Here is a 22763-nt window from a genome sequence, read left to right on the forward strand (position 1 = left end):
GCCGATGTTGCCTCGGCACGGGTATAACTTCCGGACCATGGTACGGAGTCAAGCATGAAAATCGGTGCTTTCGCGCAAGCGGGCGGCGTCGGGGTGGAAACCGTCCGTTTCTATCAACGCAGGGGGCTGCTGGCGGTGCCGGATGCGGAAGGGGTGCGCCGGTATTCCGCCGCCGACCTGCGCCGCCTGCTGTTCATCCGCAAGGCCCAAGGCGCGGGCTTCACGCTGGAGGAGATCCGCGAGTTGCTGGCGCTGGATTCGGGCCATGACCATGCGCGGGCGCGCGAATTGGCGGCGGCACGGCTGGGCGCGCTGGACCGGCAGATCGCGGAACTGACGCAGGCGCGGGCTGCGCTGCACCGGCTGGCCGATTGCTGTGCGCGGCAGGCGTCGGGACCGTGCCCGATCCTTGCCGCCTTCGACTAACGCCGGTCATAGGCCGCCTGCGCGGCGGCGACCTCGGGCATCTTCGCCTCGGCCCAGTCGATCATCAGGCGCAGCGCATCCAGAAGGCCGCGACCCAGCGGGGTAATGCGGTATTCGACCTCGACCGGGACGGTGGGGCGGACGTGGCGCGTGACCAGCCCGTCGCGTTCCAGCGACCGCAGCGTCTGGCTCAGCATCTTTTGCGATATGCCTTGGATGCGGCGCTTCAGGGCGTTGTGGCGCAGATCCTGCCCGCCCAGAAGGGTCAGGATCAGGACGCTCCATTTGTCGCCGATGCGGTCCAGAAGCTGCCGCGTCGGGCAATCGGCGGCAAAGACATCGCCATGGCGGGCGGTCACCTCGGGGTGACCTTGTAGGGTGCAGGTGCCGTCTTGCATGGCCGGTATCCGATGTGATCCAAGTAACCATCAGTTACCACAAGGAGCCGGGATATGAAAGTCGCAGTATTGGGTGCAAGCGGTCGCGCCGGGTCGGAGATCGTGCAGGAACTGGCCCGCCGGGGGCATGAGGTGCGGGCCATCGCCCGCCACCCCGGAAGCGTTCCGGCAGGGGTCACGGCGGTGGCGGGGGATGCGTCGGATGCCGGGGCGCTGGCCGGGCTGATCGCGGGATCGGATGCGGTGATCAGCGCGCTGCATCACGACATCCCGGCCAGCACGATCCTTGCTGCGCTGCGCGAGGCGGGCGTGCCACGGCTTCTGGTGACGGGCGGCGCAGGCAGTCTTCAGGTCGCGGATGGCACGCGGCTGATCGATACGCCGGACTTCCCCGAGGAATGGCGTGCCTTTGCGCAGAAGGGCGTCGCGTTTCTGCAAGACCTGCGGGCCGAGACGCAGATCGACTGGACCTTCTTTTCCCCCGCCGCCCTGATCTTCGAAGGGCCGCGCACGGGGGTGTTCCGGCTGGGCACCGACAGGCTGGTCGTGAATGACAAGGGCGACAGCAGCATCAGCTTTGCCGACTTCGCCATCGCGATGGTGGACGAGCTGGAGCAGCACCGCCACCCCCGCGCGCGCTTCACCGCCGCGTATTGAAGATGTGCCGCCCCGGTGGGGGCGGCGCTTTCGTCAGATCTTGGGGATGATCGGCTGCGGCCGGGTCAGCATTTCCGGGCGCAGCACGGCGTCCAGCTGCTCTTTCGGCATCAGACCCTTTTCCAGCACCAGCTCATACACGCCGCGCCCGGTCTGGTGGGCCTCCAGCGCGATGTCGGTCGCGTGACGATAGCCGATATAGGGGTTCAGCGCGGTGACGATGCCGATGGACTGCTCGACCATCTCGCGCAGGCGTTCGCGGTTGGCGGTGATGCCGCGCACGCAATGCACCTCCAGCGTCCGGCAGGCGGCGGTCAGGTGGGCGATGGACCGTGCGAGAGAGTAGAAGATGATCGGCTCGAACGCATTCAGCTGAAGCTGGCCCGCCTCGGCGGCCATGGTGATGGTGACGTCGTTGCCGATCACTTCGAACGCGACCTGGTTCACCACCTCGGGGATCACCGGGTTCACCTTGCCGGGCATGATCGACGATCCCGCCTGACGCGCGGGCAGGTTTATCTCGTTGAACCCGGCGCGGGGGCCGGAGGACAGAAGGCGCAGGTCATTGCAGGTCTTGGACAGCTTGACCGCAACGCGTTTCAGCACGCCCGAAAGCTGCACGAAGGCGCCGCAATCCTGCGTCGCTTCGATCAGATCGGGCGAGGTTACAAGCTCCACCCCCACGATGGCCGACAGTTTCGCGCGCACGGTCGCGGCGTAATCGGGGTGGGCGGTGATGCCGGTGCCGATGGCGGTGGCGCCAAGGTTGATCTCGCGGATCAGCTGGACGGCTTCGGTCAGGCGGGATTCATCCTCGGACAGCATCAGCGCATAGGTGCCGAATTCCTGTCCCAGCGTCATCGGAACGGCGTCCTGAAGCTGCGTGCGGCCCATCTTCAGAACGTCGGCGAATTCGGCGGATTTGCCGGCGAAGGCGTCGCGCAGGCTGCCCATCGCGGAAACCAGCCGCGCGATGCCGACCCATGCCGCCAGTTTCAGCGCGGTGGGATAGACGTCGTTGGTCGATTGGCCAAGGTTCACATGTTCGTTCGGGTGCAGGTGGCGATAGTCGCCCCGCTGATGGCCCATGAGTTCCAGCGCGCGGTTGGCGATGACTTCGTTGGCGTTCATGTTGGTGGAGGTGCCCGCGCCGCCCTGGATCAGGTCCACGACGAACTGATCGCGCAGCGCGCCAGCGCGGATTTCGCGGCAGGCGGCGACGATGGCGTTGCCGCGCGGCTCGTCCAGAAGCCCAAGCTCCATGTTCGCCTCGGCTGCGGCTTCCTTGATCGCGGCAAGGGCGACGATCAGGTCCGGCGTGTCCAGCAGGCGCTGGCCCGAGATCGGGAAGTTCTCTACGGCCCGCAGGGTGTGGACGCCGTAATAGACGGCCTGGGGAACGTCGCGGTCGCCGATCAAATCATGCTCGATCCGGGTGCGGAGAGGTTCGATGGCGGCGTCGGGGGATGACATCGTGATTTCCTTCGAAATGGTCACGAAGGAAGACATAGGTCCAGTGCCGCCGGACCGCCAATGCTGTTGCGTTCTGGGTTATTCCGTTTGCGCATAGTTCCGGGCCGCCGCCGCCCAGACCTTTTCCAGCAGCCCGCGCCCGCGTTCGGCGTCGCGGTAAAGGCGTATCTCCATCGGCAGCTCGGGGGCGACCACCTCCAGCCGTCCTGCCGCGATGTCCGCTTCGACCAGCGATTTGGGCAGCCATGCGATGCCGTGCCCCTCCAACGCCATGAACTTAAGCGCCTCGGCCATCGAGTTTTCGTTGATATGCGCGATATAGGTTTCAGGCGCGCCCGGTTGCCCCTGCGCCAGCGACGACAGCAGCCCAAGGAAAGATCCCTTGGAATATTGCAGCATCGGCAGGCGCGCACCGCCGGCGCGCCAATACGGGATGCGCGCGGGGTCGGCCACGGCGACCAGACGATCCTCGCCCACCGTCAGAAAGGGAAAGCGCGACGGGTTCAGCGGCACCGGCACGCTGGGATGGTGGAAGGTCAGCATCAGGTCATACCCGCCCTCGACCAGCGCCTGAATGCAGATGGTGTAATTTTCGGGCAGCACCCGGCTGGGAATGTCGCCCATCAGCGCGCGGATCTGGTTCAGCCAGCGCGGCAGGAACGTGACCGTCAGCGTGTGCAGCGCGGTGATCGCGACGGTTGCGGGGCGGCCCCCGTCCTTGCGCCCGCCAAGGCTGGCACGGGTCTGATAGGTCAGGCGCACGATCTCCTCCGCCGCCTCGCGGAAGGCGCGGCCATCGGCGGTCAGCGTGACGGGATAGGTGCCGCGGTCGAACAGGTCCGCGCCCAGCCACACCTCCAGCGACCGGATGCGGCGGCTGAAGGCCGATTGCGTGACGTTCCGCGCCTCGGCCGAGCGGGAGAAGCTGCGCGTTTCGGCCAGCGACAGGAAATCCTCCAGCCATTTGAGTTCCATCGCCCGCCCCCTTGATGCCGCCCCCATGATAGAAGCCGTGCGCGGCGGGCGGAAGGGTTGACGGGACGCGCGTCTGCCATGAAGACAAGGCGGCGGAGGATTGCGATGCGGCTTTTGCTGATCGAGGACGACCAGGATCTGGCGGAATGGCTAGTCCGCTCGCTGGAACAGCGCGGGCTCATGGCCGAATGGGAGGAAGACGGCGCGCGCGCCCTGACCCGCGCCGCGGGCGGGGGGTTCGATGCGATCATCCTTGATCTGGGCCTGCCCGGGCTGGGCGGCGCGGCGCTTCTGGCCCGTCTGCGCGAGCAGGGCGACACGACGCCGGTGATCGTCGCGACCGCGCGGCACGAACTGCCCGAACGGGTGGCATTGCTGCATGCGGGGGCGGATGATTTCCTGCCCAAGCCCTTCGCGGTCGAGGAGCTGGAGGCGCGTCTGGTCGCGCTGGTCCGCCGCAGCCGGGGGCATGGGCATGGCGTCTATGACTGCGGGCCGCTGGTGTTCAACCATCCGGCGCAGCGGTTCACGCTGGATGGCCAGCCGCTGCTGCTGACCCCGCGCGAACATGCCGTTCTGCGCATCCTGATCCAGCGCGTGGGCGAGCCGATGTCGAAGCAGGACATCCTCGACCGTCTGGTGGGGGCCGAGGACGACATGCAGCTGGAGGCGGTGGAGGTGATGATCTATCGCCTGCGCAAACGGCTGGAAGGGTCGAGCGTGGGCATCGTGACCCTGCGCGGGCTTGGCTATTTCCTCGAAGATCGCGTGGATGAGTGAACGGTCGCTGACGCGCGCGCTTTTGTGGTGGATCGCGCCCGCGCTGGCGGTGCTGGTGGGCGGCGCGATGTTTCTGGCCGTGTCCACCGCCAGCCGTCTGGCCGACCGCGCCTATGACCGCTCGCTTGCCGGGGCGATCCGCGCGATCGAGATGAACATTTCCACCGAAGGCGGAGGGCTGAGCGTGGAGCTCCCCTATCCCCTGTTCGAAAGTTTCGAGCTGACGGCGGCGGGAGAGGTCTATTTCCGCGTGTCCACCGAGGATGGGCTGGTGATGATCGGGGATACGTTCCTGCCCGATCCGCCCCCGGTGGCCGAAGGGGCGTTCAGGTTCTACAACGAGGAATATCTGGGCCTGCCGGTGCGGGTCGGCGCCTATCGCAGCCGCCTGCCTTCGCCGCTTTATGGCGGGGCGGGGCCGGAAAGCGTGCTGGTGGAGGTGGCCGAAAGCACCGCCTCGCGCGCTGCGTTCCGGCAGGGCATCCTGCGCGACGCCGCGATCCTGAACGTCGCCTTCGTCGGCGCGGTGATCGTGCTGCTGATCGCGGGGCTGCGGTTCGCGCTGCGCCCGCTCGTGGCGCTGCGGGCGGGGTTCGACCGCCGCGCGCCCGACGATCTGTCCCCCGTCGCCACGGCGGGCCTGCCACGAGAGACGCGCCCGCTGATAGACGCGTTCAACCGTCTGCTGGACCGCCATTCGCGGCAGGCGGCGGTGCAGCGGCAGTTCCTTGACGACGCCTCGCACCAGTTGAAGACGCCCATCGCGGTGCTGCGGACCCAGATCGACCACGCCCTGCGTGCCGAAGACCCGCGACGGACGCTGGAGGCGATGCGCGGCATTGCCGACCGAGCGGGGCGGACGACCGATCTGTTCCTGAGCCTTGCCCGCGCCCGCAACTTTGCCCAGGAAGGCGGCGCGCGGGTGCCTGTCGCCCTTGGCCCGATGATCACTGAATTGGCGCGGATGCACCTGCCCGCCGCGCGGCGCAAGCGGATCGACCTGGCGCTGGACCTGCCGGACGGCGGCGCGACCGTGCGCGCATCCGAGGCGCTGTTGTTCGAGGCGGTCAGCAACCTTCTGGACAATGCCATTCGCGTCTCGCCCAAGGGCGGCACGGTGACGGTTTCGGTGCAGACGGGTCCGCTGCGTATCGCGGTGGCCGATCAGGGGCCGGGGATGAATGCCGCGCAGATGGGGCGGGTGGGCGATCGGTTCTTCGGCAACGAGGGCACGGGATCGGGCCTTGGCCTTGCGGTCGTCTCGGCGATTGCCGAAGGGCATGGGGGCAGCTTTGCCGTCCGCAATCTGGACGGCGGCGGGCTGGTGGCGGAAATCGTGCTGCCGATGTAATTTCGCCGCGCGGCGGTTTTGAAAGCCTGCTGACAGGTCCGTTCGTATATCTGTCGCGGTCAGGATAGCGGGCGCCTTGGGGGAGGGGTGGATTTGCGTATCATCATCTTTCTTCTTGGCCTGATGCTGGCCGGCGCGGTGCGTGCGCAGCCGTCGGACCCGGCCTGCATCGTGCCGTCCGAACCCAATGGCGGCTTTCAGATCACCTGCGAACTGGCGCTTCAGGCGCTGGCCGAGATTGGCGCGGCGCCCGACGGAATGCGGATCGAACGGATGCCGGGCGGGGTGGGGGCGGTCGCCTTCAACACGTTCACCGGCAGTCGGCGGGCCGAGGGGAACACCCTCGTCGCCTTCTCCGAAGGCTCGCTTCACAATCTGGCCATCGGCAAATACGGCGATCACGGCTGGCAGGATGTCCGCTGGGTCGCGTCCCTGGGGCAGGATCACGGCGCCGTCGTGGTGCGCGGCGATGCGCCGTGGCAGGATCTGGGCCAGCTGATGGCGGCGCTGCGCGAGGCACCGCGCGCGATCGCCTTCGGCGGCAGCGGCACGATCGAAGGGCGCGACTGGGTGCGCGCGCGTCAGACCGCCGAACATGCCGGGGTCGATGTCCGCCTCGTCCGCTTCGTCTCGTTCGAGGGCGGGGGCGATTGCGTCGCCGCGCTTCTGGGCGGCCATGTGCAGGTCTGCATGAGCGATGTGAGCCAGACGCAGGCGCGCATGGATGCGGGCGCGGATCTGCGGATGCTGGCCGTCTATGCCGAGGATCGCCTGCCCGGCGCGCTGGCGCAGGTGCCCACGGCCCGAGAGCAGGGATACGACATCGTCTGGCCCGTGATGCGTGGCCTGTATGTCGGCCCCGACGTCAGCGATGCCGATTACCGCTGGTGGGTCGATACCTTCGACCGCGCCCTTGCATCGCCCGGATATGCCGCCGCCCTGCGCGCGCGGCACATGATCCCCTTGCCATTGACCGGCGCCGCGCTGACCGACCACGTCGCCGCCCGCGCCGAGACGATCAGAAGCCGCGGCTTCTAGCCATTTCCACAGCCAGACAAAGACGAGGGCGCCCCGATGCGGGCGGCGCCGAGGAGGTCGTTTGCTTACCGTTCTAGCCTATTCCATGATCACGGTCTTCATGGCCGCCATCATGACCAACCGCATGTCGGCGTTGATCGCGCTGATTTCCGTGCCGATCCTGTTCGCGGTGATCGGCGGCTTCGGCCCGCAGGTCCCCGACATGGTGATCGAGGGCGTGACCAAGATCGCGCCCACGGCGGTTCTGCTGTTGTTCGCGATCCTGTATTTCGGGCTGATGATCGACGTGGGGCTGTTCGATCCGCTGGTGCGGTTCGTGGTGCGGGTATGCCATGGCGATCCGCTGCGGGTGATCGTGGGATCGACCATCCTGTCGATGATCATCTCTCTGGATGGGGATGGCAGCACGACGTATCTTCTGTGCGTCACCGCGATGTTGCCGCTGCACCGGCGGCTGGGCATCAACCCGTTGATCCTGCCGGCGGTGACGGTCATGCCCAACAGCATCATCAACATCGCGCCATGGGGCGGGCCGACCGCGCGGGTGATGGCGGCGCTGGATCTGGACGCCTCACAGGTGTTCGTGCCGCTGATCCCGGCGATGCTGATGGCCTGCGCGGGGGCGATCGCGATCGCCATGTTCTTCGGCCTGCGCGAGCGCAAGCGCCTTGGCCGCATCACCTTCGACGGTGCCGAGGCCGAAGCCGAGGTGGAGGCCGTGACCAACGCCGCCACCCGCGCCGTCGTCACCCGCGGCCCGGCGCTTCAGGCGTTCAACGCGGCGCTGACCATTGCCGTGATGATCGGGCTGATCCTGCACGTGATGCCGCTGTCGCTGATCTTCATGCTGGGTTTCGTCATCGCGATGACCGTGAACTTCCCCGACGTGATCGCCCAGCGCGAGCGGATCGAATCCCATGCAGGCAGCGTTCTGGCCGTGGTGGCGGTCGTGTTCGGCGCGGGGGTCTTTACCGGCATCCTGTCGGGCACGGGCATGACCGATGCGCTGGCGCAAAGCGTGGTGTATATGATCCCGGACGCGGCAGGGCCGTATCTGGCCCTGATCACCGCCGTCATCAGCGCGCCGTTCACGTTCTTTCTGTCGAACGACGCATTCTATTTCGGGGTGGTTCCGGTGCTGGCGCAGGCGGCATCCGCCTATGGCATCCCGCCCGAGGTCATCGCCCGCGCGTCGCTGATCGGGCAGCCGGTCCACATGCTCAGCCCGCTGGTCGCTGCGGCCTATGTTCTGACCGGGCTGGCCAAGGTCGAATTCGGCGCGCATCAGCGATTCACGCTGAAATGGGCGTCGCTTCTGTGCCTTGTCTTGATGGCGGGGGCGCTGCTGACCGGGGCGCTGGTCGCCTAAGCCCCGAAGCTCGCGCGCGACAGTTCCTCGCGCGCGAGCGTCTTGCAGGCCAGCAGATCGTCGTCGGACAGCGCATCGTTGGCCCCGGCGATGGTCAGAACGCCAAGGAATGCTCCGTCCAGTTCACGCACCGGCAGGGAAATGGACGCGAAATGCCGCAGCCGTTCGCCGCGCGTGATCGAATGGCCGTCCGACAGGATCGCGCGCGTCGCATCGTCCGGCGGGCTGGTATGGGCCAACAGCACACGCGCCGCCGATCCGCCGTGATCCAGCGGGACCGAGGTGCCGACATCCACGAAATAACCGTAATCGGCCCGCCTGCGGCTTCGCGCAAGGCAGACGCGGTTGCCGTCCGACCGGATGAAGAAGGACGTCGAATGTCCCGTGCGTTCGGCGATCGCGTCCAAGGGGCGCTCGATCCGCGCCACGAGCGAGGACGTCGCCTTGAAGATCGCCGCCAGCCGCAGGTTCATCGGTCCCGGAGAATAGCTGCCATCGGCGTGCTTTTCCAGAAACCCCCATTGCACCAGTGATTTGAGCGCACGCAGCGTGGTCGCCTTGTCCAGTCTGGAAAGGTCCGCCAATTCGCGCAGGTGCAGCCGGTTCCGGTCCATCGTGAACAGGTGCAGCAGCAAAAGCCCGCGATCCAGCACCCCTGCGGGCGGCGTTCCGATATCGTCCATTTCGGCGACCTTCGTTGACAAGATGCGGCGTTGCGTTTTATCCAATGATACAAGGATCACTCAGTGAAATAAAGTTCTTTCTTCGGCTTGGAAAGGGAAAAAATGGTCTACCGCCTGACGTCCCGCTGGAACGCCGTTCCCCGCCCCGCCGAATCCGCTGCACATCGGGAGATGAAGATGACGACCACACGCCGTAACGTTCTCCGCCTTCTGGGCAGTTCGGCGCTTGCGCCGGTCGTGCTGTCGGTGCCCTTCGCCGGCGCTGCGCTGGCACAGGCGCAGCAGGTCCTGACCATCGCGCAAAGCAACGACATCCTGTCGCTGGACCCCGCCAACCACGGCAACAATTCGACCGAATCCGCGCTGATCAACATCTACGACTATCTGGTGCGCAAGGAATTCACCGACGGCCAGATGCATTTCGAGCCGAACCTCGCCCTGTCATGGGAGACGGAGGATCAGATCCGCTGGACCTTCGATCTGCGCGACGACGTGAAATGGCATGACGGCACGCCCTTCACCGCCGAGGATGTGAAGTTCACGGTGGAGCGGACCCAAGGCGACAGCAGCCTGCGCAACACGTCGAAATTCCACACCATCGCCGAAGTGAACGTGCTTGGCCCGCACCGGCTTGAAGTGGTGACGGACGGGCGCGACCCGCTGCTGCTGCATGCTTTCGTCGGGAACGGCTCGCTCATCATCCCCAAACATGCGTTCGAGGCGGCTGCGGATGCCGAGGCGTTCTTCGCAAGCCCCATCGGCACCGGGGCTTATCGTTTCGGGCGGTGGCAGCGCGGCGACCGGCTGATCCTGGAGCGGAACGACGACTGGTGGGGCGGCGCGCCGCATTGGAATCAGGTCGTGATCCGCGGGATTCCCGAAACCTCGACCCGCGTGGCGGAACTGCTGACCGGCGGCGCGGACATCGCGACCAACATCCCGCCCGAGGATATCGAGCGCGTGACCGGCAACGGCGCGACCGACATCGCCTCGTTCAACATCGCGCGGAACTTCGCGCTGCATGTCCGCAACGAGGAAGGCTTCGTCACCCATGATCCGCGCGTGCGCGAGGCGATCGACCTTGCCATCAACCGCGAGGAAATCACGCAATACATCCTTGCAGGCTATGGCACGCCGACCCGCGGCCTCTATCCGCCGGAGATTCCGGGCTACAACCCCGACCTGTCGGCGGATGGCGCCTATGATCCCGACCGTGCCATCGAACTGATCGAAGAAGCGGGCGCAGAGGGGGCCGAGATCGTCGTCAACACGCCGTCGGGCCGCTGGGTCAAGGACCGCGAGGTGGCCGAGGCCGTCGTGGGCTATCTTCAGGACATCGGCCTGAACGCCCGGATCGAGGTTCTGGACTGGTCGGTGCTGAACGACCGGCTGCAATCGGATTCGCTGGCGGAAATCTATCTGTGGGGGATGGGGTCCTATATCGACGCCTCGCACCTGCTGAACCTTGGGCTGCTTGAACGCTTCAACCCGCACTGGACGGATGCCGAGTTCGAAAAGCTGTCCGGCGAGGTGGGCGATGCCGCCACCGAGGAGGACCGCGTCGCGATCCTGCGCCGGGCGCAGCAGATCATCACCGACGCGCGGGTGCGGATCGGTATCCTCTATCCCAAGGGCATCTATGGCGTCAGCGACCGGGTCGTCTTCCCCGGACGCTTCGACGAGATGATCCCGGCAGAGCAGGTCCGCCTCGCATGATCCTACGGGCCCTCGGGCGGTTCGTGCTTCAGGCCGTGCCCGTCCTCTATATCGTGTCGCTGATCGTCTTCGTCCTCGTCTATCTGACGGGCGATCCGACGGTCATGCTCATCCCCGAGGATGCGACCGAAGCGGACCGGCTGCGGCTTGTGGCGGCTTGGGGGCTCGACCAGCCTGCGCATGTTCAATACCTGCGATACATGGGCAACCTGCTGCGCGGCGATTTCGGGCAGTCCTATTACTATGGCACTTCGGCCCTGCCCGTGGTGCTGGAACGCCTGCCCGCAACGCTGCTGCTGACGGCGGGGGCGATGGTGGTCGCCATCGTCATCGCGGTTCCGGCGGGGATCTTCGCCGCCCTGCGCCGCAACACGCCGGTCGATTTCGCCGTGTCCGGCATGGCGGTGCTGAGCAAGGCGATGCCGAACTTCTGGGTCGGGATCATGCTGATCCTGATCTTCGGCGTGCAGCTTCGTCTGCTGCCGGTATCGGGCGCCGGCAGTTTCGCGCATCTGATCCTGCCAGCCGTGACGCTGGGCACCGCATTTGCGGGCGATCTGGCGAAACTGGTCCGCGCCAGCCTGCTGGAGGCGTTGGGGCAGGATTACATCCGCACCGCCCGCGCCAAGGGCATCCCGTCTTCCGTCATCGTCCTGAAACACGCGCTGCGCAACGCGGCGATCCCGGCGGTCACGATGACCTCGTTGAACGTGATCGCGCTTCTGGGCGGCGCGCTGATCACCGAAACCGTGTTCGCATGGCCGGGGCTGGGGCAGCTTGTGGTGCAGGCGATCTATACCAAGGACATGGCCGTCATCCAGATCGCGATCCTCGTGATCACGGTGATGACGCTGCTGATCAATTTCATCACCGATCTTCTGTATCGGCTGATCGACCCGAGGATCCGCCTGTGACCGATATGACCGAAACCCGGCGTGCCGGCTTCTTTCGCGCGCTGCTGTCCAGCCGGGCGGGGATGCTTGGGGCGGGGCTGCTGGCGCTGATCGTGCTGGCGGCGCTGCTGGCCGACTGGCTGCCCATCGCGAACCCGACCCGGCGCAGCCTTGCGATCCGCCTGCTGCCGCCGATCTGGGCCGAAGGCGGGGTGCCGGCGCATCTGCTTGGCACCGATGCCCAAGGGCGCGACATCCTTGCCCGTATCGTCCATGGCGCGCGCAGTTCGCTGATCGTGGGGATGGCGGCGGTGGCGCTGTCGGGGCTGATCGGCATGGTGCTGGGGCTGATCGCGGGGATGCGCGGCGGGATCGTGGACATCGTGCTGATGCGGATCGTGGATGCCATCCTCGCCATTCCGACGATGCTTTTCATGCTGGTCGTGGCGCTGGTCGCGGGAACCGGGATCGCGCCGCTGGTTCTGGTGATCGCTGCGACGAACTGGGTCAACTATACCCGCATCGTCCGGGCCGAGGTTCTGCGGGTCAAGGACATGGATTTCGTCGCCGCCGCCCGCATCAGCCGGGTCGGGACGATTCCGCTGATGCTGCGCCATATCGTGCCGAACATCCTGCCCGCCTTCGTGGTGGTCGCGACGTTGAACGTCGGCTCGGTGATCCTGACCGAAAGCTCGCTGTCCTTCCTTGGCTTCGGCATCCAGCCGCCCGCGATTTCCTGGGGGCAGATGCTGTCCGAGGGGCGCGAGGTGCTGGCGACAAGCTGGTGGGTGTCCACCTTCCCCGGCGTCGCGCTGACGCTGACGGTGTTCTCGATCATCCTGCTGGGCGACTGGCTGCGCGACCATCTTGACCCGAGGCTGCCATGACCGGTCCCGTCCTTCGTTATCGCAATGCCGGGATCGAGATCGGCGGCCGCAGCCTCGTGCGCGGCGTCGATCTGGAGGTGCACCGGAACGAGATCGTGGCGCTGGTGGGCGAATCCGGGTCCGGCAAGACGCTGACCGCGCTGTCCACGCTGGGCCTGTTGCCACCCACGGCGCGGTTCACGGCGGATGAGGCGGTGCTGAACGGGCACGACCTGCGCGGCCTGCGGACCGAGGGCGACTGGCGTGCCCTGCGCGGGTCCGATGTGGGCATCGTGTTCCAGGAACCGCTGTCGTCGCTGAACCCCGTCCTGACCATCGGCGACCAGATCGGCGAGGTGCTGCGATACAAGCGCGGCATGCCCCGCCGCCAGCGTCGGACCGAGGCGGCGGACCTGCTTGCGCGGATGCATCTGGCCCGCCCGGCGGAACTGCTGGACGAATACCCGCACCAGCTTTCGGGCGGGATGCGGCAGCGGGTGATGCTGGCCATCGCCATGGCGGGCGAGCCGTCGCTGCTGGTGGCCGACGAGCCGACCACCGCGCTGGACAATTCCGTGCAGGCGCAGGTGCTGGAGCTGATCGTGGAGACAGCCGAGCAGACCGGGGTGGGGGTGCTGTTCATCACCCACGATCTGTCGGTCGTGGCGCAGGTGGCCGACCGCGTGGCCGTGATGCGCGGCGGCGAGATATTGGAATCCGCGCCGGTGGGCCGCTTGTTCAAGGCCCCCGAGGATGATTACACCCGCCGCCTGATCCGCCTTGCGCCGAAGGTTCCCGCGGTGATGCGCGATGCGTCGCTTGCCCAGCCCGCACCGCCCGCGCCGAAGCCGCTGCTGGAATTGCGCGGCATCACCAAACGCTATTCCGCCGGCTGGCGGGGGCAGGGGACGCTGGCGCTGGACAACGTCTCGCTGATGGTGAACGAGGGCGAGACGCTGGGCCTTGTCGGCGAATCCGGGTCGGGGAAATCCTCGCTGGCGCGGATCGTCACGGGGCTGGCGCGGCCGGACAGCGGCACGGCCCTGTTCGACGGGCGCGATCTGTTCGCCAGCACCGACAACAGCGATCTGCAGATGGTGTTTCAGGACCCGTTCTCCTCGCTCAACCCCCGTATGCGGATCGGCGACAGCATCGTGGAGCCACTCCGCGCAAGGGGAATGCGGCGCGGGGCGCTGCGGGACCGCGCGGCGGACCTGCTGGAAACGGTGGGGCTGCGATCTGCGATGTTCGACCGGCTGCCGCACGAGCTTTCGGGCGGACAGCGCCAGCGTGTCGGCATCGCCCGCGCGTTGAGCGTGAAGCCCCGGCTTCTGATCTGCGACGAGCCTGTTTCCGCGCTGGACGTGTCGGTTCAGGCCGACATCCTTGCGCTGCTGGAACGGCTGCGGGCGGAATTCCGGCTGACCACGATCTTCATCGCGCACGGGCTGGACAGCATCTATTCCGTATCCGACCGGGTGGCGGTGATGCAGAAGGGCCGCGTGGTCGAGGAAGGCCCGCGCGATGCGGTCTTCGGCGCCCCGCAGCATGACTACACGCGCCGCCTGCTGGGCGCGATCCTCGATTCCGACCCCGACAACAGCCGCTTTCGTCGGCGTGAGGAGACATTATGAGACAGATGCACCTTGGGCTGTTCCACCTGCCGCTGGGCCGTCATCCCTTCGGCTGGCGAATGCCCGGCGCGGCCGGCCACCCCGAGGATCTGGCCTGGGCTGTCCGCACCGCCCGCAAGGCCGAGGAAGGGCTGTTCGACGTGTTCTTCCTTGCCGACAGCCTTGTCGGGCCGGTGAAGGGCGAACAGGGCCGCCCCGGCGGGTTCGAGCCGATCACCCTTCTGGCCGCCATCGCCGCGACCACCAGCAAGATCGGGCTGGTCACGACCATCTCGACCTCGTTTTCCGAACCGTTCAACGTCGCGCGGATGCTGGCCTCGATCGACCATATGAGCGGCGGGCGCGTCGGCTGGAACGTGGTCACGTCGCAGTCCAACGTCGCGGCGCAGAATTTTGGGCAGGATTTCCTTGCCGCCCATGCCGAACGCTATGCCCGCGCGACGGAATACCTGTCGGTGGTCAAGGCGCTGTGGGCCAGCTGGCAGCCGGGGGCGCTGGCGCTGGATGCCGAACGCGGCGTGATGGTGGATTACGACAAGGTCCATGCGATCGACCACAAGGGCGAATTCTATTCGGTGCGCGGGCCGCTGAACGTGTCGCGTTCGCCGCAGGGGCATCCGGTGATCTTTCAGGCCGGATCGTCCGGCGACGGGATCAAGCTGGCGGGGGGCGCGTCGGATGTCGCCTTCACCGCGCAGGACACCATCGACGAGGCGCTGGCCTACAAGGCGGATTTGCACGCGGCAGCGGCGGGGCGTGCCGACGGGCACCTGCCGCTGGTGATGCCGGGGGTGATGGTCATCACCGCGAAGACGGGGCGTGATGCGCGCGAGAAATTCGCGCAGATGCAGGCCAATACCGACATCGCCGCCGGAATCCGCCAGCTTTCGGGCCGGTGGGGATACGATCTGTCCGGCCACGACCCGGACGGCCCGGTGCCGGAGCCGTCGGCGGTCGTGCATGGCCAAAGCCGGGTGAAGATGCTGATGCAGAAGGCGCGCGAGGAGAACTACTCGCTGCGCGATCTGGCCGCGCTGGCCATCGCCTCGCACGGGCACCGCATCCTTGTCGGATCGCCGGCCGAGATCGCGGACGATCTGCAACGCTGGTTCGAAAGCGGGGCTGCGGACGGGTTCAACGTGATCCCGGCCTCGATGCCCGATGGGGTGGATGATTTCGTCGATCTGATCGTGCCGGAGCTTCAGGCGCGCGGGCTGTTCCGCACCAGCTATGCCGAACATACGCTGCGCGAACGGCTGGGGCTGCCCGCCGTCTAACGCCGCTTGCGGGTGCCGCCCGGGACGCGCGACAGAAAGCCGGGCGGGCGGCGTTCGACCCATTGGATGAACGCCGCCAGTCTTGGATGGGTGCGCAGCGCCTCGATGGTGTTGAAGCGGCGGGCGAGGTCCGTCTCGCCCAGCGCCGCGTGGATTTCCTTGTGGCAGATGTGGTGAAGCAGCACGGTCGGACCCTTTGCGCCACCTTTGGCGCGGGGGATCAGGTGGTGCAGGCTTTGTGGAACGTCTGGCGGGATGGGCCGCTGGCAGAGGGGGCAGATCGGCGCACCCTCAGGCAAGGCGGAATCCGGCCTCGCGCGCGGCCTCGATGAAGGCCAGCCGTGCCGCGCCGGGATCGGTCAGGCATTCGCGGGCCGCCCGCGCATAGGCGACGGCTTCGCCATGCTTCGGACCGCGGCGGTCGGGCCAGCGTTTTCCAAGGCGAAAAAGCGCCTGTTCGACCGTGGTGATGGATTTTGCAGCTCCGTCGGGGCCTTCGATCAAGGTGACGGGATTCCCCCAGTAAGTCTCTATCATCCGCAAGATATGGGGGCGGCGGGCGGCGTTTCAAGCAGGTTGCGGACCCGTGCCTGCAGCGCGGGCAGCACCTCTGCCTCGAACCACGGGTTGCGGCGCATCCATCCGGTCGAACGCCATGACGGATGCGGCAGCGGCAGGACATCGGGCAGATGGCGACGAAAATCGCGGACCCGTTCGGTCATCACCCCCGGCCCGAGCACGTGGTTCTGCGCATGCGATCCGATCAGAAGCGTCAGCCGGATGCCGGTCGCCTGCCGCAACAGCCGGTCACGCCAGATCGGCGCGCATTCGCGGCGGGGCGGGGCATCGCCGCCTGCCCGCCGTCCGGGATAACACAGCCCCAGGGGCAGGATCGCGAAACCGGACGGATCGTAGAAAACCTCCGGCGTCACGCCCAGCCATTCGCGCAACCGGCGGCCCGAGGCGTCGTCGAAGGGGATGCCCGTCGCATGGGCCTTCGTGCCCGGCGCCTGACTGGCGATCAGGATGCGCGCGCCGGGCGCGATGCTGAGGATCGGGCGGGGGCCAAGTGGCAGGTCCGCACAGCGATGGCAGGCGCGGACCTCCTCCAGCAGCGTTGCAAGGGTTTCCATCGCCCTCAGATGGGGATGACGGGGCGTTGCGGGAAGGGGTTATCGCGCCAGCCCGTGCCGCGCGAACGAGGCGGCGACGGTGCCATCGGCCTTCATCGCGTCCACCAGTTCCGACGCGGATCGCGCCTTCGGGGGCGAGGCCAGCGTCAATCGCGCCGCAGCCTCAGGCCGTGTGGATCACCTTGCTGGGGCGCTTGGGGATTTCCTCGACCCGGCCCTCGCCCACACGCAGCCAGCGGCTGGCGCGTTCGATCAGCGCCGGGCGGTGCGCGATCACGATGCGCGTCACGGGCAACGAGGAGATGAGGTCCGCGATCGCCCGCTCGGTGGATTCGTCCAGATTGGCGGTGCCTTCGTCCAGCAACAACAGGCGCGGCTGGCGGTAGAGGGCGCGAGCCAGCAGCACGCGCTGGCGCTGCCCGCCGGACAGGGCCGACCCCATGTCGCCCACCAGCGACAGGTATTGCATCGGCATCCGGGCGATATCCTCGTGAACCTGCGCAGCCATCGCGGCGGCGGCGACACGCTCCATGTCCATCTCGGGGTCGAAGAAGGCGATGTTGTCGGCGATGCTGCCGGACAGAAGCTGATCGTCCTGCGCCACGACGCCGATCTGGCCGCGCCATGCCCGCCACAGTTCCGGCGAGGCGGGCTGGCCGTCCAGCAGGATCTGGCCGGATTCCGCCTGGTGCAGGCCCAGAAGCAGTTTCGCCAGCGTGGTCTTGCCACCGCCCGACGCGCCGGTGATCGCGACGAAATCCCCCGGCGCGATCGACAGCGACACGTCCTTCAGCACCAAGGGCGAGCCGGCGCCATAGCGGAAATCCACGCTGCGCAGGTCGATCCCGCCCTTCACGTCGATCATGCGCTGCGGACGCCCCGAAACATGCGCCACGTCGGGCTCTGCGGTGACGATGTCGCCCAGCCGTTCCAGATGCAGCTTCAGCAGGCGGAACTGCATCACCTCGGCCACCAGCGATTGCGCGCGGTCGCTGAAGGTCTGGCGGAAGGACAGGAACGCCATCAGCATCCCGACCGAGAAGCCTTCGGCATTCAGGATCATCCGCGCGCCAAGATAGATGACCAGCACCGTCTGGATGCCGATGACCACGTTCTGCAGGAACCGCAGCGTGATCTCGTATTTTCCGACCCGGACCGAGGCGTTGATGACCGAGGCGAAACGGTTGCGCCATTTGCCCTCTCGCTCCGTCTCGCCGCCCATCAGCTTGATCGTGGGCATAGCGCGGACGGTTTCGATCAGGTGCGACTGCTCCGACGCCATCGTGACGATGTTCTCCTCGGTCGCGGCGCGGGTCGCGGGATAGAAGGCGAAGCCAAGGCCCAGCACCATCAGCAGCGACAGGATCACCACCACCGCCAGCATCGGCGAATAAAGGAACAGCACCCCCGCCGCGATCACCGCCATCAGCCCGTCCACCATCGCGGAAACCATGCCCCGCGTCAGCGCATCCTGAATGGCGCTGGTGGATTCAATGCGGGACATGATGTCGCCCACATGGCGTTTCTCGAAATAGGGCACCGGCAGGCGCATCAGGTGGCGCACGATGTTGCCGACGATCTGAAACGACATCATCGAGCCCAGAAGCCGCAGCACCCAGTTGCGCAGCGCCTCCAGCGCGGCATGCATCACGGTCAGCGCGCCGAAGCCCAGCGCCAGCACGGTCAGAAGGCTGCCATCGGCCCGCCCGATCGCCTCGTCCACCACAAGCTGGATGTGGAAGGGCATGGCGAAGGTCGCGATCTGGAACACCAGCGACAGGGCCAGCACCTGAAAGATCGCGCGGCCCATCCCTTCGGTTTTGGACCAGAGCGAGGTCAGCTTGACCGGGATCTTCGCCTCGGCCTTCTGGAAATGTTCGGCGGGCTGCACCTCCAGCACGACGCCGGTGAAATGGTTGGCGAATTCCTCCAGCGGCAGGGTGCGTGCGCCGCGGGCGGGGTCGTGGATGACGGCCTGTTTCGCGGTGATGGATTTCAGCACGACGAAATGGTTCAGGTCCCAATGCAGGATCGCCGGAAGCCGCACGTCCTTCAGGGCCTGAAGCCCGACCCGCAGCGCGCGCGGGGCCAGCGACAACTGTTCTGCCAGTTGCATCAGGTTGCGCAGCGTCGCCCCGGTCAAGGACAGCGAGAATTGCTGCCGCAGCCCGTTCAGGTCGATGTCATGCCCGTGATACCGCCCGACCATCGCCATGCAGGCAAGCCCGCATTCGGCGGATTCGGACGCGCGGATTTCCGGCAGCCGGCGGCGGCCCATGAAGTTCAGCTCGGCAATGCTCATCCCAGACGTCCCACTGCATAGATCGGATCGAGCAGCCATTCGACCAGCGTGCGGCGGTCGATCACGATGCTGGCCGACAGAAGCATCCCCGGCTGCACCGGAATGTCCTGCCCATAGGCGGTGACCGCATCGCGATCCAGTTCGACCTTCACGCGGAACACCGGCTCGTTCACCTCCAGCCCGGGAATGGCGACCTCGGTCGGGGCAAGGACGGTGCGCGAGACGCTGCGGACAGCGCCCTCGGCCGCGCCGAATTTCTGATAGGGGAAGGCCTGATACATCAACTGCACCTCCTGCCCTTCGGTGATGAACCCAGCAGAGCGGGAGGGGACGTAGAGTTCCGCCTCCAGCGTCGATCCTTCGGGGGTGACGACGGCCAGCACCTGCTGGGCGGCCACGGTCTGACCCCGCGCGACCGGCACGGCGACCACGCGGCCCGCGACGGTCGCGCCCGCGTGATAGGTGTTCTGCACCGCCATTTCCGTCCCCTGCTGGGCCAGCTGCGCCTGGCTGGCGCGGGCCTGCGCATCGGCGGCGCGGATGGAAATCGGCAGGACATGAAGTTCGGCGTCGATCTGGTCGATCTGGCGTTCCATCGCCATGACGCTGGCGCGGATGTCGACCAGTTCCTGTTCGGCGACCAGCACGGCCATCGCGGCTTCCTCGACGCTTTTGGTGCTGGCATATCCGCGCGCGGCAATCGTGCGGACGCGTTCGGCGTTGGAATGCATCAGGTCCACCCGTTCGGTCATCATCGAAACCCGGCCCCGCGACTGGTCCAGTTCGCGCTGCATCGCGTCGCGCTGCGACCGCAGGCCCTGCTCCTCGGCGATCAGCTTCTGCCGCTCCGCCTCGGCCGAGGCGCGGACGGCCTCGATCTGGGTGCGAAGCTGCGTCTCCAGCATCTGGCCGACATTGCCGGTGTCCAGATCCGAGGACAGGCGCAGTTTCGCCATGGACTGCCCGGCGGCGACGGTGTCGCCCTCGCGGATCGGCAATTCCTCGATCACGCCGCCGTTGCGGGCGGTGACGCGGATCAGCCCGCCCTCGGGCACGACCCAGCCCGGCACCGTTTCCATCCGGGCATAGGTGGCGGTGGTGGCGAAGATCACCGCACCGATGACGATGACGACCGCCAGCGCGATCAGAACCCGCATCCGCATGGACAGCGACAAGAGCACCTCGCCGTCCAGCGCGCGGGACTGGTATTGCACCGCCTGCTGGCGGAACAGCGGCGTGGGTTTGCGATCGTCGCTCATGTCCGTGTCCCGTGAAATGGGGAAGGGGCGCCCGGTGGCGCCCCGCCCGGTCAGTCGTTGCGGTTGTCGCGTTCCGCCCGGTCCTTGCCGACGCCATAGCCGAAGGCGACACCGCCTGCCGCCGCCCCGGTGAAGACCGCGGCGATCCCCCATGCGATGGGCAGCGCGGGCAGCACGCCCCCTGCAACGGCGTCGATGTTTGCGTTGTCCAGTTCGTGAATGGTCATCTCGTTCATCTTGTCGTCTCCTTCAGTTTTCGCGGTTTTCGATCCGAGCGTCCGCGAGGTTGTCGCGCTTGGCGGCATCCGAGCCGACGCCGTAGCCGCCGAACAGGGCGACGAAGAACACCAGCGTCAGCCCCCCTACGGCCACTATCGTTGGCATAGACATCCCAAATCTCCGTGTTTCGCTGTCAGTCGCGGTTGGCCCAGTATCCGATGCCGAACCCGACGCCTGCGCCGACGGCGGCCGTGCCGGTCACCGCAGCGCCGATCTTGATGGCGGCGACGACGGCGACGGGAATGACCGCGCCCGACACTTCGTCCACTTCAAGGCTGTCCAGTTCGATCAGCTCGGCTTCGTTTTCGACCAGTTTCAGTTGGGTGTTTTCGGCAAGCATGATGCCTCCTTTCAGGTTGTGCCCCGGATGGGCGGTCTTTATCCGGCGAGCTTCTGGAGCACCCAGAGGATCGGCGGATAAATCGGTGGAATGATCGGCCCCGTCAGCCCGCCCGAGACCGTTTCGATCTGTGCGGCGTCCAGTTCGACCAAGGTTGTTTCGTCGTCCCGCATGGCTCAGACCAGCGGCAGGCGCGGATGCGGGATCGGAAGCGGCGCAGGCAGCCGCGGCAGGGGCAGCGGCAGGGCGATCGGCGGGAAGGGCAGCGGGAAGATGCCGTCCAGCGCGCCCCCCGAAACCATGTCGATCTGACGCGGCTCCAGTTCGGTAATCTCGGTATGGCTCATTGCTTTCTCCATCCGGTCGCATTCGAAGGCGACCGGGGACATCAAGCCATGAACCGGACGGGTTCCCTATTCGGCAGGGTGGCGTAAGCCCTTGGACAGATGACCTAGTCCGGGCGCCAATCCCGCCATCTTCGGCGGGAACTTGCGCAGGGCGAAGGCGCGAAACACGCAGAAAATCGCCTCGATCCCGTGTTTTGGGCGATCCGGGCTGCCCCTTGCGGGGAATCGGGGCATCTTTGCGAAACGTCTATTTTCTTCAGATGCCCAGAGGAGACACCCGTGAAGGATTTGATGACGCCCGACGCCGAAGGGGAAGATATCCGCACCAAGATCATTATCGCCAATGCCAACCCCGCTTTTCAGGACGACATGCGCCAGATCATCGAACAGCTGCACCCGGATGCGCAGGTCATCATGATCTCGCCGCAGGCCGAGGTCGCCGCGCCTTGCCCCGAGGATGCGCTGGCGCGCCTTTCGGGCCGTCAGCGCGACGTTCTGGAGCTGCTGGTCGAGGGGCACACCAACAAGACCATCGCGCGGCGGCTGAGCATTTCGCCATCGACCGTCCGCGTCCATGTCTCGGCGCTGTTGCGTGCGCTTGGGGTCAACACACGCACGGCCGCCGCCGCGCTGGCCGCCCGCGGCTTTCGGCCGGGATTGCAGGCGTGATCAGGACATGTCCATGATCTCTTCCTTGATCGCCGCGATGATGTCGCTGCGCTGGAGCGCCGAAGCCCCGGCCTTGGCGGCATAGCTGAGCGCCAGAAGCCGGATCACGCTGGCCAGCGCCGTATTCGATGGGCCAAGCCCGAAGCTGGCGACATGGCAGGGCAGCACCACGTCCGACAGGCGCTGAAGCTCCAGCTGCGACCCGCGATCTGTCAAGGTCACGATCGACAGCCGGCTGGTGCGGGCATAGGACAGCAGCGGCTTCAGCATCGCCGCGTGGGGCGGCAGGGTGATCAGCAGCAGCACGTCCTTCGGGCCAAGCATCGCCAGCTCTTCGGCCAGCGCGCTTTGCCCGATGCCCAGCAGCAGCACCCCATGCCGCAGCCGCGCCAGTTGCAGCCGGGCATAGCGCGCCAGCCCTTCATCGAGGCCCAGACCCAGAACCCAGATGCGCGGCGCTTCCGCGATCAGGTCGGTCGCGGCGGCAAGGGTGTCGGAGCGCATCTCCTCGAAGGTGCGGGTCAGGTTCTTCAACTCCAGTTCCAGATGGGCGCCGATGGTGCGGCCCATCGCGACCTGTCCCGACTGCGCCAGCGACATCTCATACGGTGCCGCGCGGTCGCGTTCCTCGCGCGCCTGTGCCTTCACCTCGTTGAAATCGCTGTAACCCAGATGCTGAAAGAACCGAGCCGCCGTGGCCTTGGACACGCCCGCCAACCGCGCGATCTCGGACGCGGGAAAGGTCAGGATGTCGTCCTGCCGGTCAAGGATCAGCTGCGCCAGCTTCTGCTCGCCCGCCGTCAGCCGGTCGTAGTTTTCCTGAATCCTGAGGACCAGTCTTGATGCCATCGGTCACCTCCGTCCGGAAAAGATTAGCACCCCTCTTGCAAAGATGAAA

27 protein-coding genes are annotated in these 22763 nt (G+C 66.7%); 12 read left to right on the forward strand and 15 right to left on the reverse strand.

All coding sequences use genetic code 11. The features are described 5' to 3' along the window. The first annotated feature begins 54 nt into the window (after positions 1 to 54). Entirely contained in the window at positions 55 to 426 is a 372-nt protein-coding gene (locus E2K76_RS11305; RefSeq protein ID WP_136684418.1) for a MerR family transcriptional regulator, read from the forward strand. On the opposite strand, the gene E2K76_RS11310 is transcribed toward E2K76_RS11305, so the two are convergent. Beyond that, positions 423 to 824, reverse strand: coding sequence for a winged helix-turn-helix transcriptional regulator (locus E2K76_RS11310; RefSeq protein WP_136684419.1), 402 nt, complete (start codon positions 822 to 824; stop codon positions 423 to 425). The genes E2K76_RS11305 and E2K76_RS11310 overlap by 4 nt on opposite strands. Before the next feature lie 54 nt (positions 825 to 878). Between E2K76_RS11310 and E2K76_RS11315 the strand changes: the two genes are divergently transcribed. Further along, positions 879 to 1481: an NAD(P)-dependent oxidoreductase gene (locus E2K76_RS11315; RefSeq protein WP_136684420.1), complete on the forward strand. Its 603-nt coding sequence runs from the start codon at positions 879 to 881 to the stop codon at positions 1479 to 1481. Between the two features lie 33 nt (positions 1482 to 1514). Here E2K76_RS11315 and aspA read toward each other — a convergent pair whose 3' ends face one another. Together aspA and E2K76_RS11325 are read right to left on the reverse strand one after the other, a co-directional pair. Next, complete coding sequence (gene aspA, locus E2K76_RS11320) at positions 1515 to 2954, reverse strand: aspartate ammonia-lyase (protein ID WP_136684421.1); 1440 nt, start codon at positions 2952 to 2954, stop codon at positions 1515 to 1517. A gap of 78 nt (positions 2955 to 3032) precedes the next feature. Beyond that, positions 3033 to 3929, reverse strand: coding sequence for a LysR family transcriptional regulator (locus E2K76_RS11325; protein WP_136684422.1), 897 nt, complete (start codon positions 3927 to 3929; stop codon positions 3033 to 3035). A gap of 105 nt (positions 3930 to 4034) precedes the next feature. Between E2K76_RS11325 and E2K76_RS11330 the strand changes: the two genes are divergently transcribed. The 4 genes from E2K76_RS11330 to E2K76_RS11345 all read left to right on the forward strand — a co-directional run bounded on the left by E2K76_RS11330 (position 4035) and on the right by E2K76_RS11345 (position 8467). Next, on the forward strand, positions 4035 to 4709 hold the full coding sequence (locus E2K76_RS11330; RefSeq protein WP_136684423.1) for a response regulator: 675 nt from the start codon (positions 4035 to 4037) through the stop codon (positions 4707 to 4709). Further along, on the forward strand, positions 4702 to 6060 hold the full coding sequence (locus tag E2K76_RS11335; protein WP_136684424.1) for a sensor histidine kinase: 1359 nt from the start codon (positions 4702 to 4704) through the stop codon (positions 6058 to 6060). Before E2K76_RS11330 ends, E2K76_RS11335 begins: the two co-directional genes overlap by 8 nt. A 93-nt stretch (positions 6061 to 6153) precedes the next feature. Next, complete coding sequence (locus tag E2K76_RS11340) at positions 6154 to 7098, forward strand: Bug family tripartite tricarboxylate transporter substrate binding protein (protein WP_136684425.1); 945 nt, start codon at positions 6154 to 6156, stop codon at positions 7096 to 7098. A 61-nt stretch (positions 7099 to 7159) separates the two neighbouring features. Next, positions 7160 to 8467 carry a CitMHS family transporter gene (locus tag E2K76_RS11345; protein ID WP_136684426.1) on the forward strand — a complete coding sequence of 436 codons (1308 nt, stop codon included), beginning with the start codon at positions 7160 to 7162 and terminating at the stop codon, positions 8465 to 8467. On the opposite strand, the gene E2K76_RS11350 is transcribed toward E2K76_RS11345, so the two are convergent. Further along, positions 8464 to 9150 carry an IclR family transcriptional regulator gene (locus E2K76_RS11350; protein ID WP_136684427.1) on the reverse strand — a complete coding sequence of 229 codons (687 nt, stop codon included), beginning with the start codon at positions 9148 to 9150 and terminating at the stop codon, positions 8464 to 8466. The genes E2K76_RS11345 and E2K76_RS11350 overlap by 4 nt on opposite strands. Before the next feature lie 177 nt (positions 9151 to 9327). Between E2K76_RS11350 and E2K76_RS11355 the strand changes: the two genes are divergently transcribed. Genes E2K76_RS11355 through E2K76_RS11375 form a run of 5 tightly spaced genes read left to right on the forward strand, consistent with a single transcriptional unit; the run spans position 9328 to position 15536 of the window. After that, complete coding sequence (locus E2K76_RS11355; protein WP_136684428.1) at positions 9328 to 10866, forward strand: ABC transporter substrate-binding protein; 1539 nt, start codon at positions 9328 to 9330, stop codon at positions 10864 to 10866. Beyond that, positions 10863 to 11780: an ABC transporter permease gene (locus tag E2K76_RS11360; protein ID WP_136684429.1), complete on the forward strand. Its 918-nt coding sequence runs from the start codon at positions 10863 to 10865 to the stop codon at positions 11778 to 11780. Before E2K76_RS11355 ends, E2K76_RS11360 begins: the two co-directional genes overlap by 4 nt. A 5-nt stretch (positions 11781 to 11785) precedes the next feature. Next, a complete protein-coding gene (locus tag E2K76_RS11365) occupies positions 11786 to 12646 on the forward strand; it encodes an ABC transporter permease (RefSeq protein WP_246032951.1) in 861 nt (286 codons plus the stop codon). Continuing rightward, entirely contained in the window at positions 12643 to 14259 is a 1617-nt protein-coding gene (locus tag E2K76_RS11370) for a dipeptide ABC transporter ATP-binding protein (RefSeq protein ID WP_136684430.1), read from the forward strand. The genes E2K76_RS11365 and E2K76_RS11370 overlap by 4 nt, the downstream gene beginning before the upstream one ends. Next, entirely contained in the window at positions 14256 to 15536 is a 1281-nt protein-coding gene (locus tag E2K76_RS11375; protein WP_136684431.1) for an LLM class flavin-dependent oxidoreductase, read from the forward strand. The genes E2K76_RS11370 and E2K76_RS11375 overlap by 4 nt, the downstream gene beginning before the upstream one ends. Here the strand turns inward: E2K76_RS11375 and E2K76_RS11380 are convergent. The 10 genes from E2K76_RS11380 to E2K76_RS20345 all read right to left on the reverse strand — a co-directional run bounded on the left by E2K76_RS11380 (position 15533) and on the right by E2K76_RS20345 (position 21196). Beyond that, the gene (locus tag E2K76_RS11380) at positions 15533 to 15835 is read right to left on the reverse strand and encodes an HNH endonuclease (RefSeq protein WP_136684432.1); all 303 of its coding nucleotides are present in this window, start codon (positions 15833 to 15835) and stop codon (positions 15533 to 15535) included. The two genes, E2K76_RS11375 and E2K76_RS11380, sit on opposite strands and share 4 nt — an antisense overlap. Continuing rightward, complete coding sequence (locus tag E2K76_RS11385; RefSeq protein ID WP_169053281.1) at positions 15828 to 16040, reverse strand: DUF982 domain-containing protein; 213 nt, start codon at positions 16038 to 16040, stop codon at positions 15828 to 15830. Before E2K76_RS11385 ends, E2K76_RS11380 begins: the two co-directional genes overlap by 8 nt. A 29-nt stretch (positions 16041 to 16069) precedes the next feature. Continuing rightward, entirely contained in the window at positions 16070 to 16669 is a 600-nt protein-coding gene (locus tag E2K76_RS11390) for a uracil-DNA glycosylase family protein (RefSeq protein ID WP_136684434.1), read from the reverse strand. 163 nt (positions 16670 to 16832) lie between these two features. After that, positions 16833 to 18971, reverse strand: coding sequence for a peptidase domain-containing ABC transporter (locus E2K76_RS11395; protein ID WP_220432217.1), 2139 nt, complete (start codon positions 18969 to 18971; stop codon positions 16833 to 16835). Then, a complete protein-coding gene (locus E2K76_RS11400; RefSeq protein ID WP_169053282.1) occupies positions 18968 to 20230 on the reverse strand; it encodes an HlyD family secretion protein in 1263 nt (420 codons plus the stop codon). The genes E2K76_RS11395 and E2K76_RS11400 overlap by 4 nt, the downstream gene beginning before the upstream one ends. 50 nt (positions 20231 to 20280) lie before the next feature. Continuing rightward, a complete protein-coding gene (locus E2K76_RS11405) occupies positions 20281 to 20466 on the reverse strand; it encodes a hypothetical protein (protein WP_136684436.1) in 186 nt (61 codons plus the stop codon). Positions 20467 to 20479: 13 nt separating this feature from the next. Then, a complete protein-coding gene (locus E2K76_RS20340; protein WP_169053283.1) occupies positions 20480 to 20620 on the reverse strand; it encodes a hypothetical protein in 141 nt (46 codons plus the stop codon). Positions 20621 to 20642: 22 nt separating this feature from the next. Then, complete coding sequence (locus E2K76_RS11410) at positions 20643 to 20849, reverse strand: hypothetical protein (protein WP_136684437.1); 207 nt, start codon at positions 20847 to 20849, stop codon at positions 20643 to 20645. 38 nt (positions 20850 to 20887) lie between these two features. Beyond that, entirely contained in the window at positions 20888 to 21022 is a 135-nt protein-coding gene (locus E2K76_RS20995; RefSeq protein WP_281280731.1) for a hypothetical protein, read from the reverse strand. A 3-nt stretch (positions 21023 to 21025) separates the two neighbouring features. Continuing rightward, complete coding sequence (locus tag E2K76_RS20345) at positions 21026 to 21196, reverse strand: hypothetical protein (RefSeq protein WP_169053284.1); 171 nt, start codon at positions 21194 to 21196, stop codon at positions 21026 to 21028. Positions 21197 to 21475: 279 nt separating this feature from the next. Between E2K76_RS20345 and E2K76_RS11415 the strand changes: the two genes are divergently transcribed. Beyond that, positions 21476 to 21865 carry a helix-turn-helix domain-containing protein gene (locus E2K76_RS11415; RefSeq protein WP_220432218.1) on the forward strand — a complete coding sequence of 130 codons (390 nt, stop codon included), beginning with the start codon at positions 21476 to 21478 and terminating at the stop codon, positions 21863 to 21865. Here the strand turns inward: E2K76_RS11415 and E2K76_RS11420 are convergent, their stop codons facing one another. Further along, positions 21866 to 22714, reverse strand: a complete 849-nt coding sequence (locus E2K76_RS11420; protein WP_136684438.1) for a MurR/RpiR family transcriptional regulator — start codon at positions 22712 to 22714, stop codon at positions 21866 to 21868. Between the last annotated feature and the right edge of the window lie 49 nt (positions 22715 to 22763).

The sequence above is a fragment of the Falsirhodobacter xinxiangensis genome, assembly GCF_004959935.1.
GTDB classification, from domain to species: domain Bacteria; phylum Pseudomonadota; class Alphaproteobacteria; order Rhodobacterales; family Rhodobacteraceae; genus Falsirhodobacter; species Falsirhodobacter xinxiangensis.

Coding starts and splice junctions, on each gene's coding strand:
- E2K76_RS11325 (WP_136684422.1), bottom strand. CDS start 3,929: ATGGAACTCAAATGGCTGGAGGATTTCCTGTCGCTGGCCGAAACGCGC.
- E2K76_RS11360 (WP_136684429.1), top strand. CDS start 10,863: ATGATCCTACGGGCCCTCGGGCGGTTCGTGCTTCAGGCCGTGCCCGTC.
- E2K76_RS11395 (WP_220432217.1), bottom strand. CDS start 18,971: ATGAGCATTGCCGAGCTGAACTTCATGGGCCGCCGCCGGCTGCCGGAA.
- E2K76_RS11410 (WP_136684437.1), bottom strand. CDS start 20,849: ATGCTTGCCGAAAACACCCAACTGAAACTGGTCGAAAACGAAGCCGAG.
- E2K76_RS11355 (WP_136684428.1), top strand. CDS start 9,328: ATGACGACCACACGCCGTAACGTTCTCCGCCTTCTGGGCAGTTCGGCG.
- E2K76_RS11405 (WP_136684436.1), bottom strand. CDS start 20,466: ATGAACGAGATGACCATTCACGAACTGGACAACGCAAACATCGACGCC.
- aspA (WP_136684421.1), bottom strand. CDS start 2,954: ATGTCATCCCCCGACGCCGCCATCGAACCTCTCCGCACCCGGATCGAG.
- E2K76_RS11315 (WP_136684420.1), top strand. CDS start 879: ATGAAAGTCGCAGTATTGGGTGCAAGCGGTCGCGCCGGGTCGGAGATC.
- E2K76_RS11350 (WP_136684427.1), bottom strand. CDS start 9,150: ATGGACGATATCGGAACGCCGCCCGCAGGGGTGCTGGATCGCGGGCTT.
- E2K76_RS11420 (WP_136684438.1), bottom strand. CDS start 22,714: ATGGCATCAAGACTGGTCCTCAGGATTCAGGAAAACTACGACCGGCTG.
- E2K76_RS11365 (WP_246032951.1), top strand. CDS start 11,786: ATGACCGAAACCCGGCGTGCCGGCTTCTTTCGCGCGCTGCTGTCCAGC.
- E2K76_RS11305 (WP_136684418.1), top strand. CDS start 55: ATGAAAATCGGTGCTTTCGCGCAAGCGGGCGGCGTCGGGGTGGAAACC.
- E2K76_RS20340 (WP_169053283.1), bottom strand. CDS start 20,620: ATGTCTATGCCAACGATAGTGGCCGTAGGGGGGCTGACGCTGGTGTTC.
- E2K76_RS11335 (WP_136684424.1), top strand. CDS start 4,702: ATGAGTGAACGGTCGCTGACGCGCGCGCTTTTGTGGTGGATCGCGCCC.
- E2K76_RS11330 (WP_136684423.1), top strand. CDS start 4,035: ATGCGGCTTTTGCTGATCGAGGACGACCAGGATCTGGCGGAATGGCTA.
- E2K76_RS20995 (WP_281280731.1), bottom strand. CDS start 21,022: ATGCGGGACGACGAAACAACCTTGGTCGAACTGGACGCCGCACAGATC.
- E2K76_RS11375 (WP_136684431.1), top strand. CDS start 14,256: ATGAGACAGATGCACCTTGGGCTGTTCCACCTGCCGCTGGGCCGTCAT.
- E2K76_RS11390 (WP_136684434.1), bottom strand. CDS start 16,669: ATGGAAACCCTTGCAACGCTGCTGGAGGAGGTCCGCGCCTGCCATCGC.
- E2K76_RS11370 (WP_136684430.1), top strand. CDS start 12,643: ATGACCGGTCCCGTCCTTCGTTATCGCAATGCCGGGATCGAGATCGGC.
- E2K76_RS11400 (WP_169053282.1), bottom strand. CDS start 20,230: ATGAGCGACGATCGCAAACCCACGCCGCTGTTCCGCCAGCAGGCGGTG.
- E2K76_RS11310 (WP_136684419.1), bottom strand. CDS start 824: ATGCAAGACGGCACCTGCACCCTACAAGGTCACCCCGAGGTGACCGCC.
- E2K76_RS20345 (WP_169053284.1), bottom strand. CDS start 21,196: ATGAGCCATACCGAGATTACCGAACTGGAGCCGCGTCAGATCGACATG.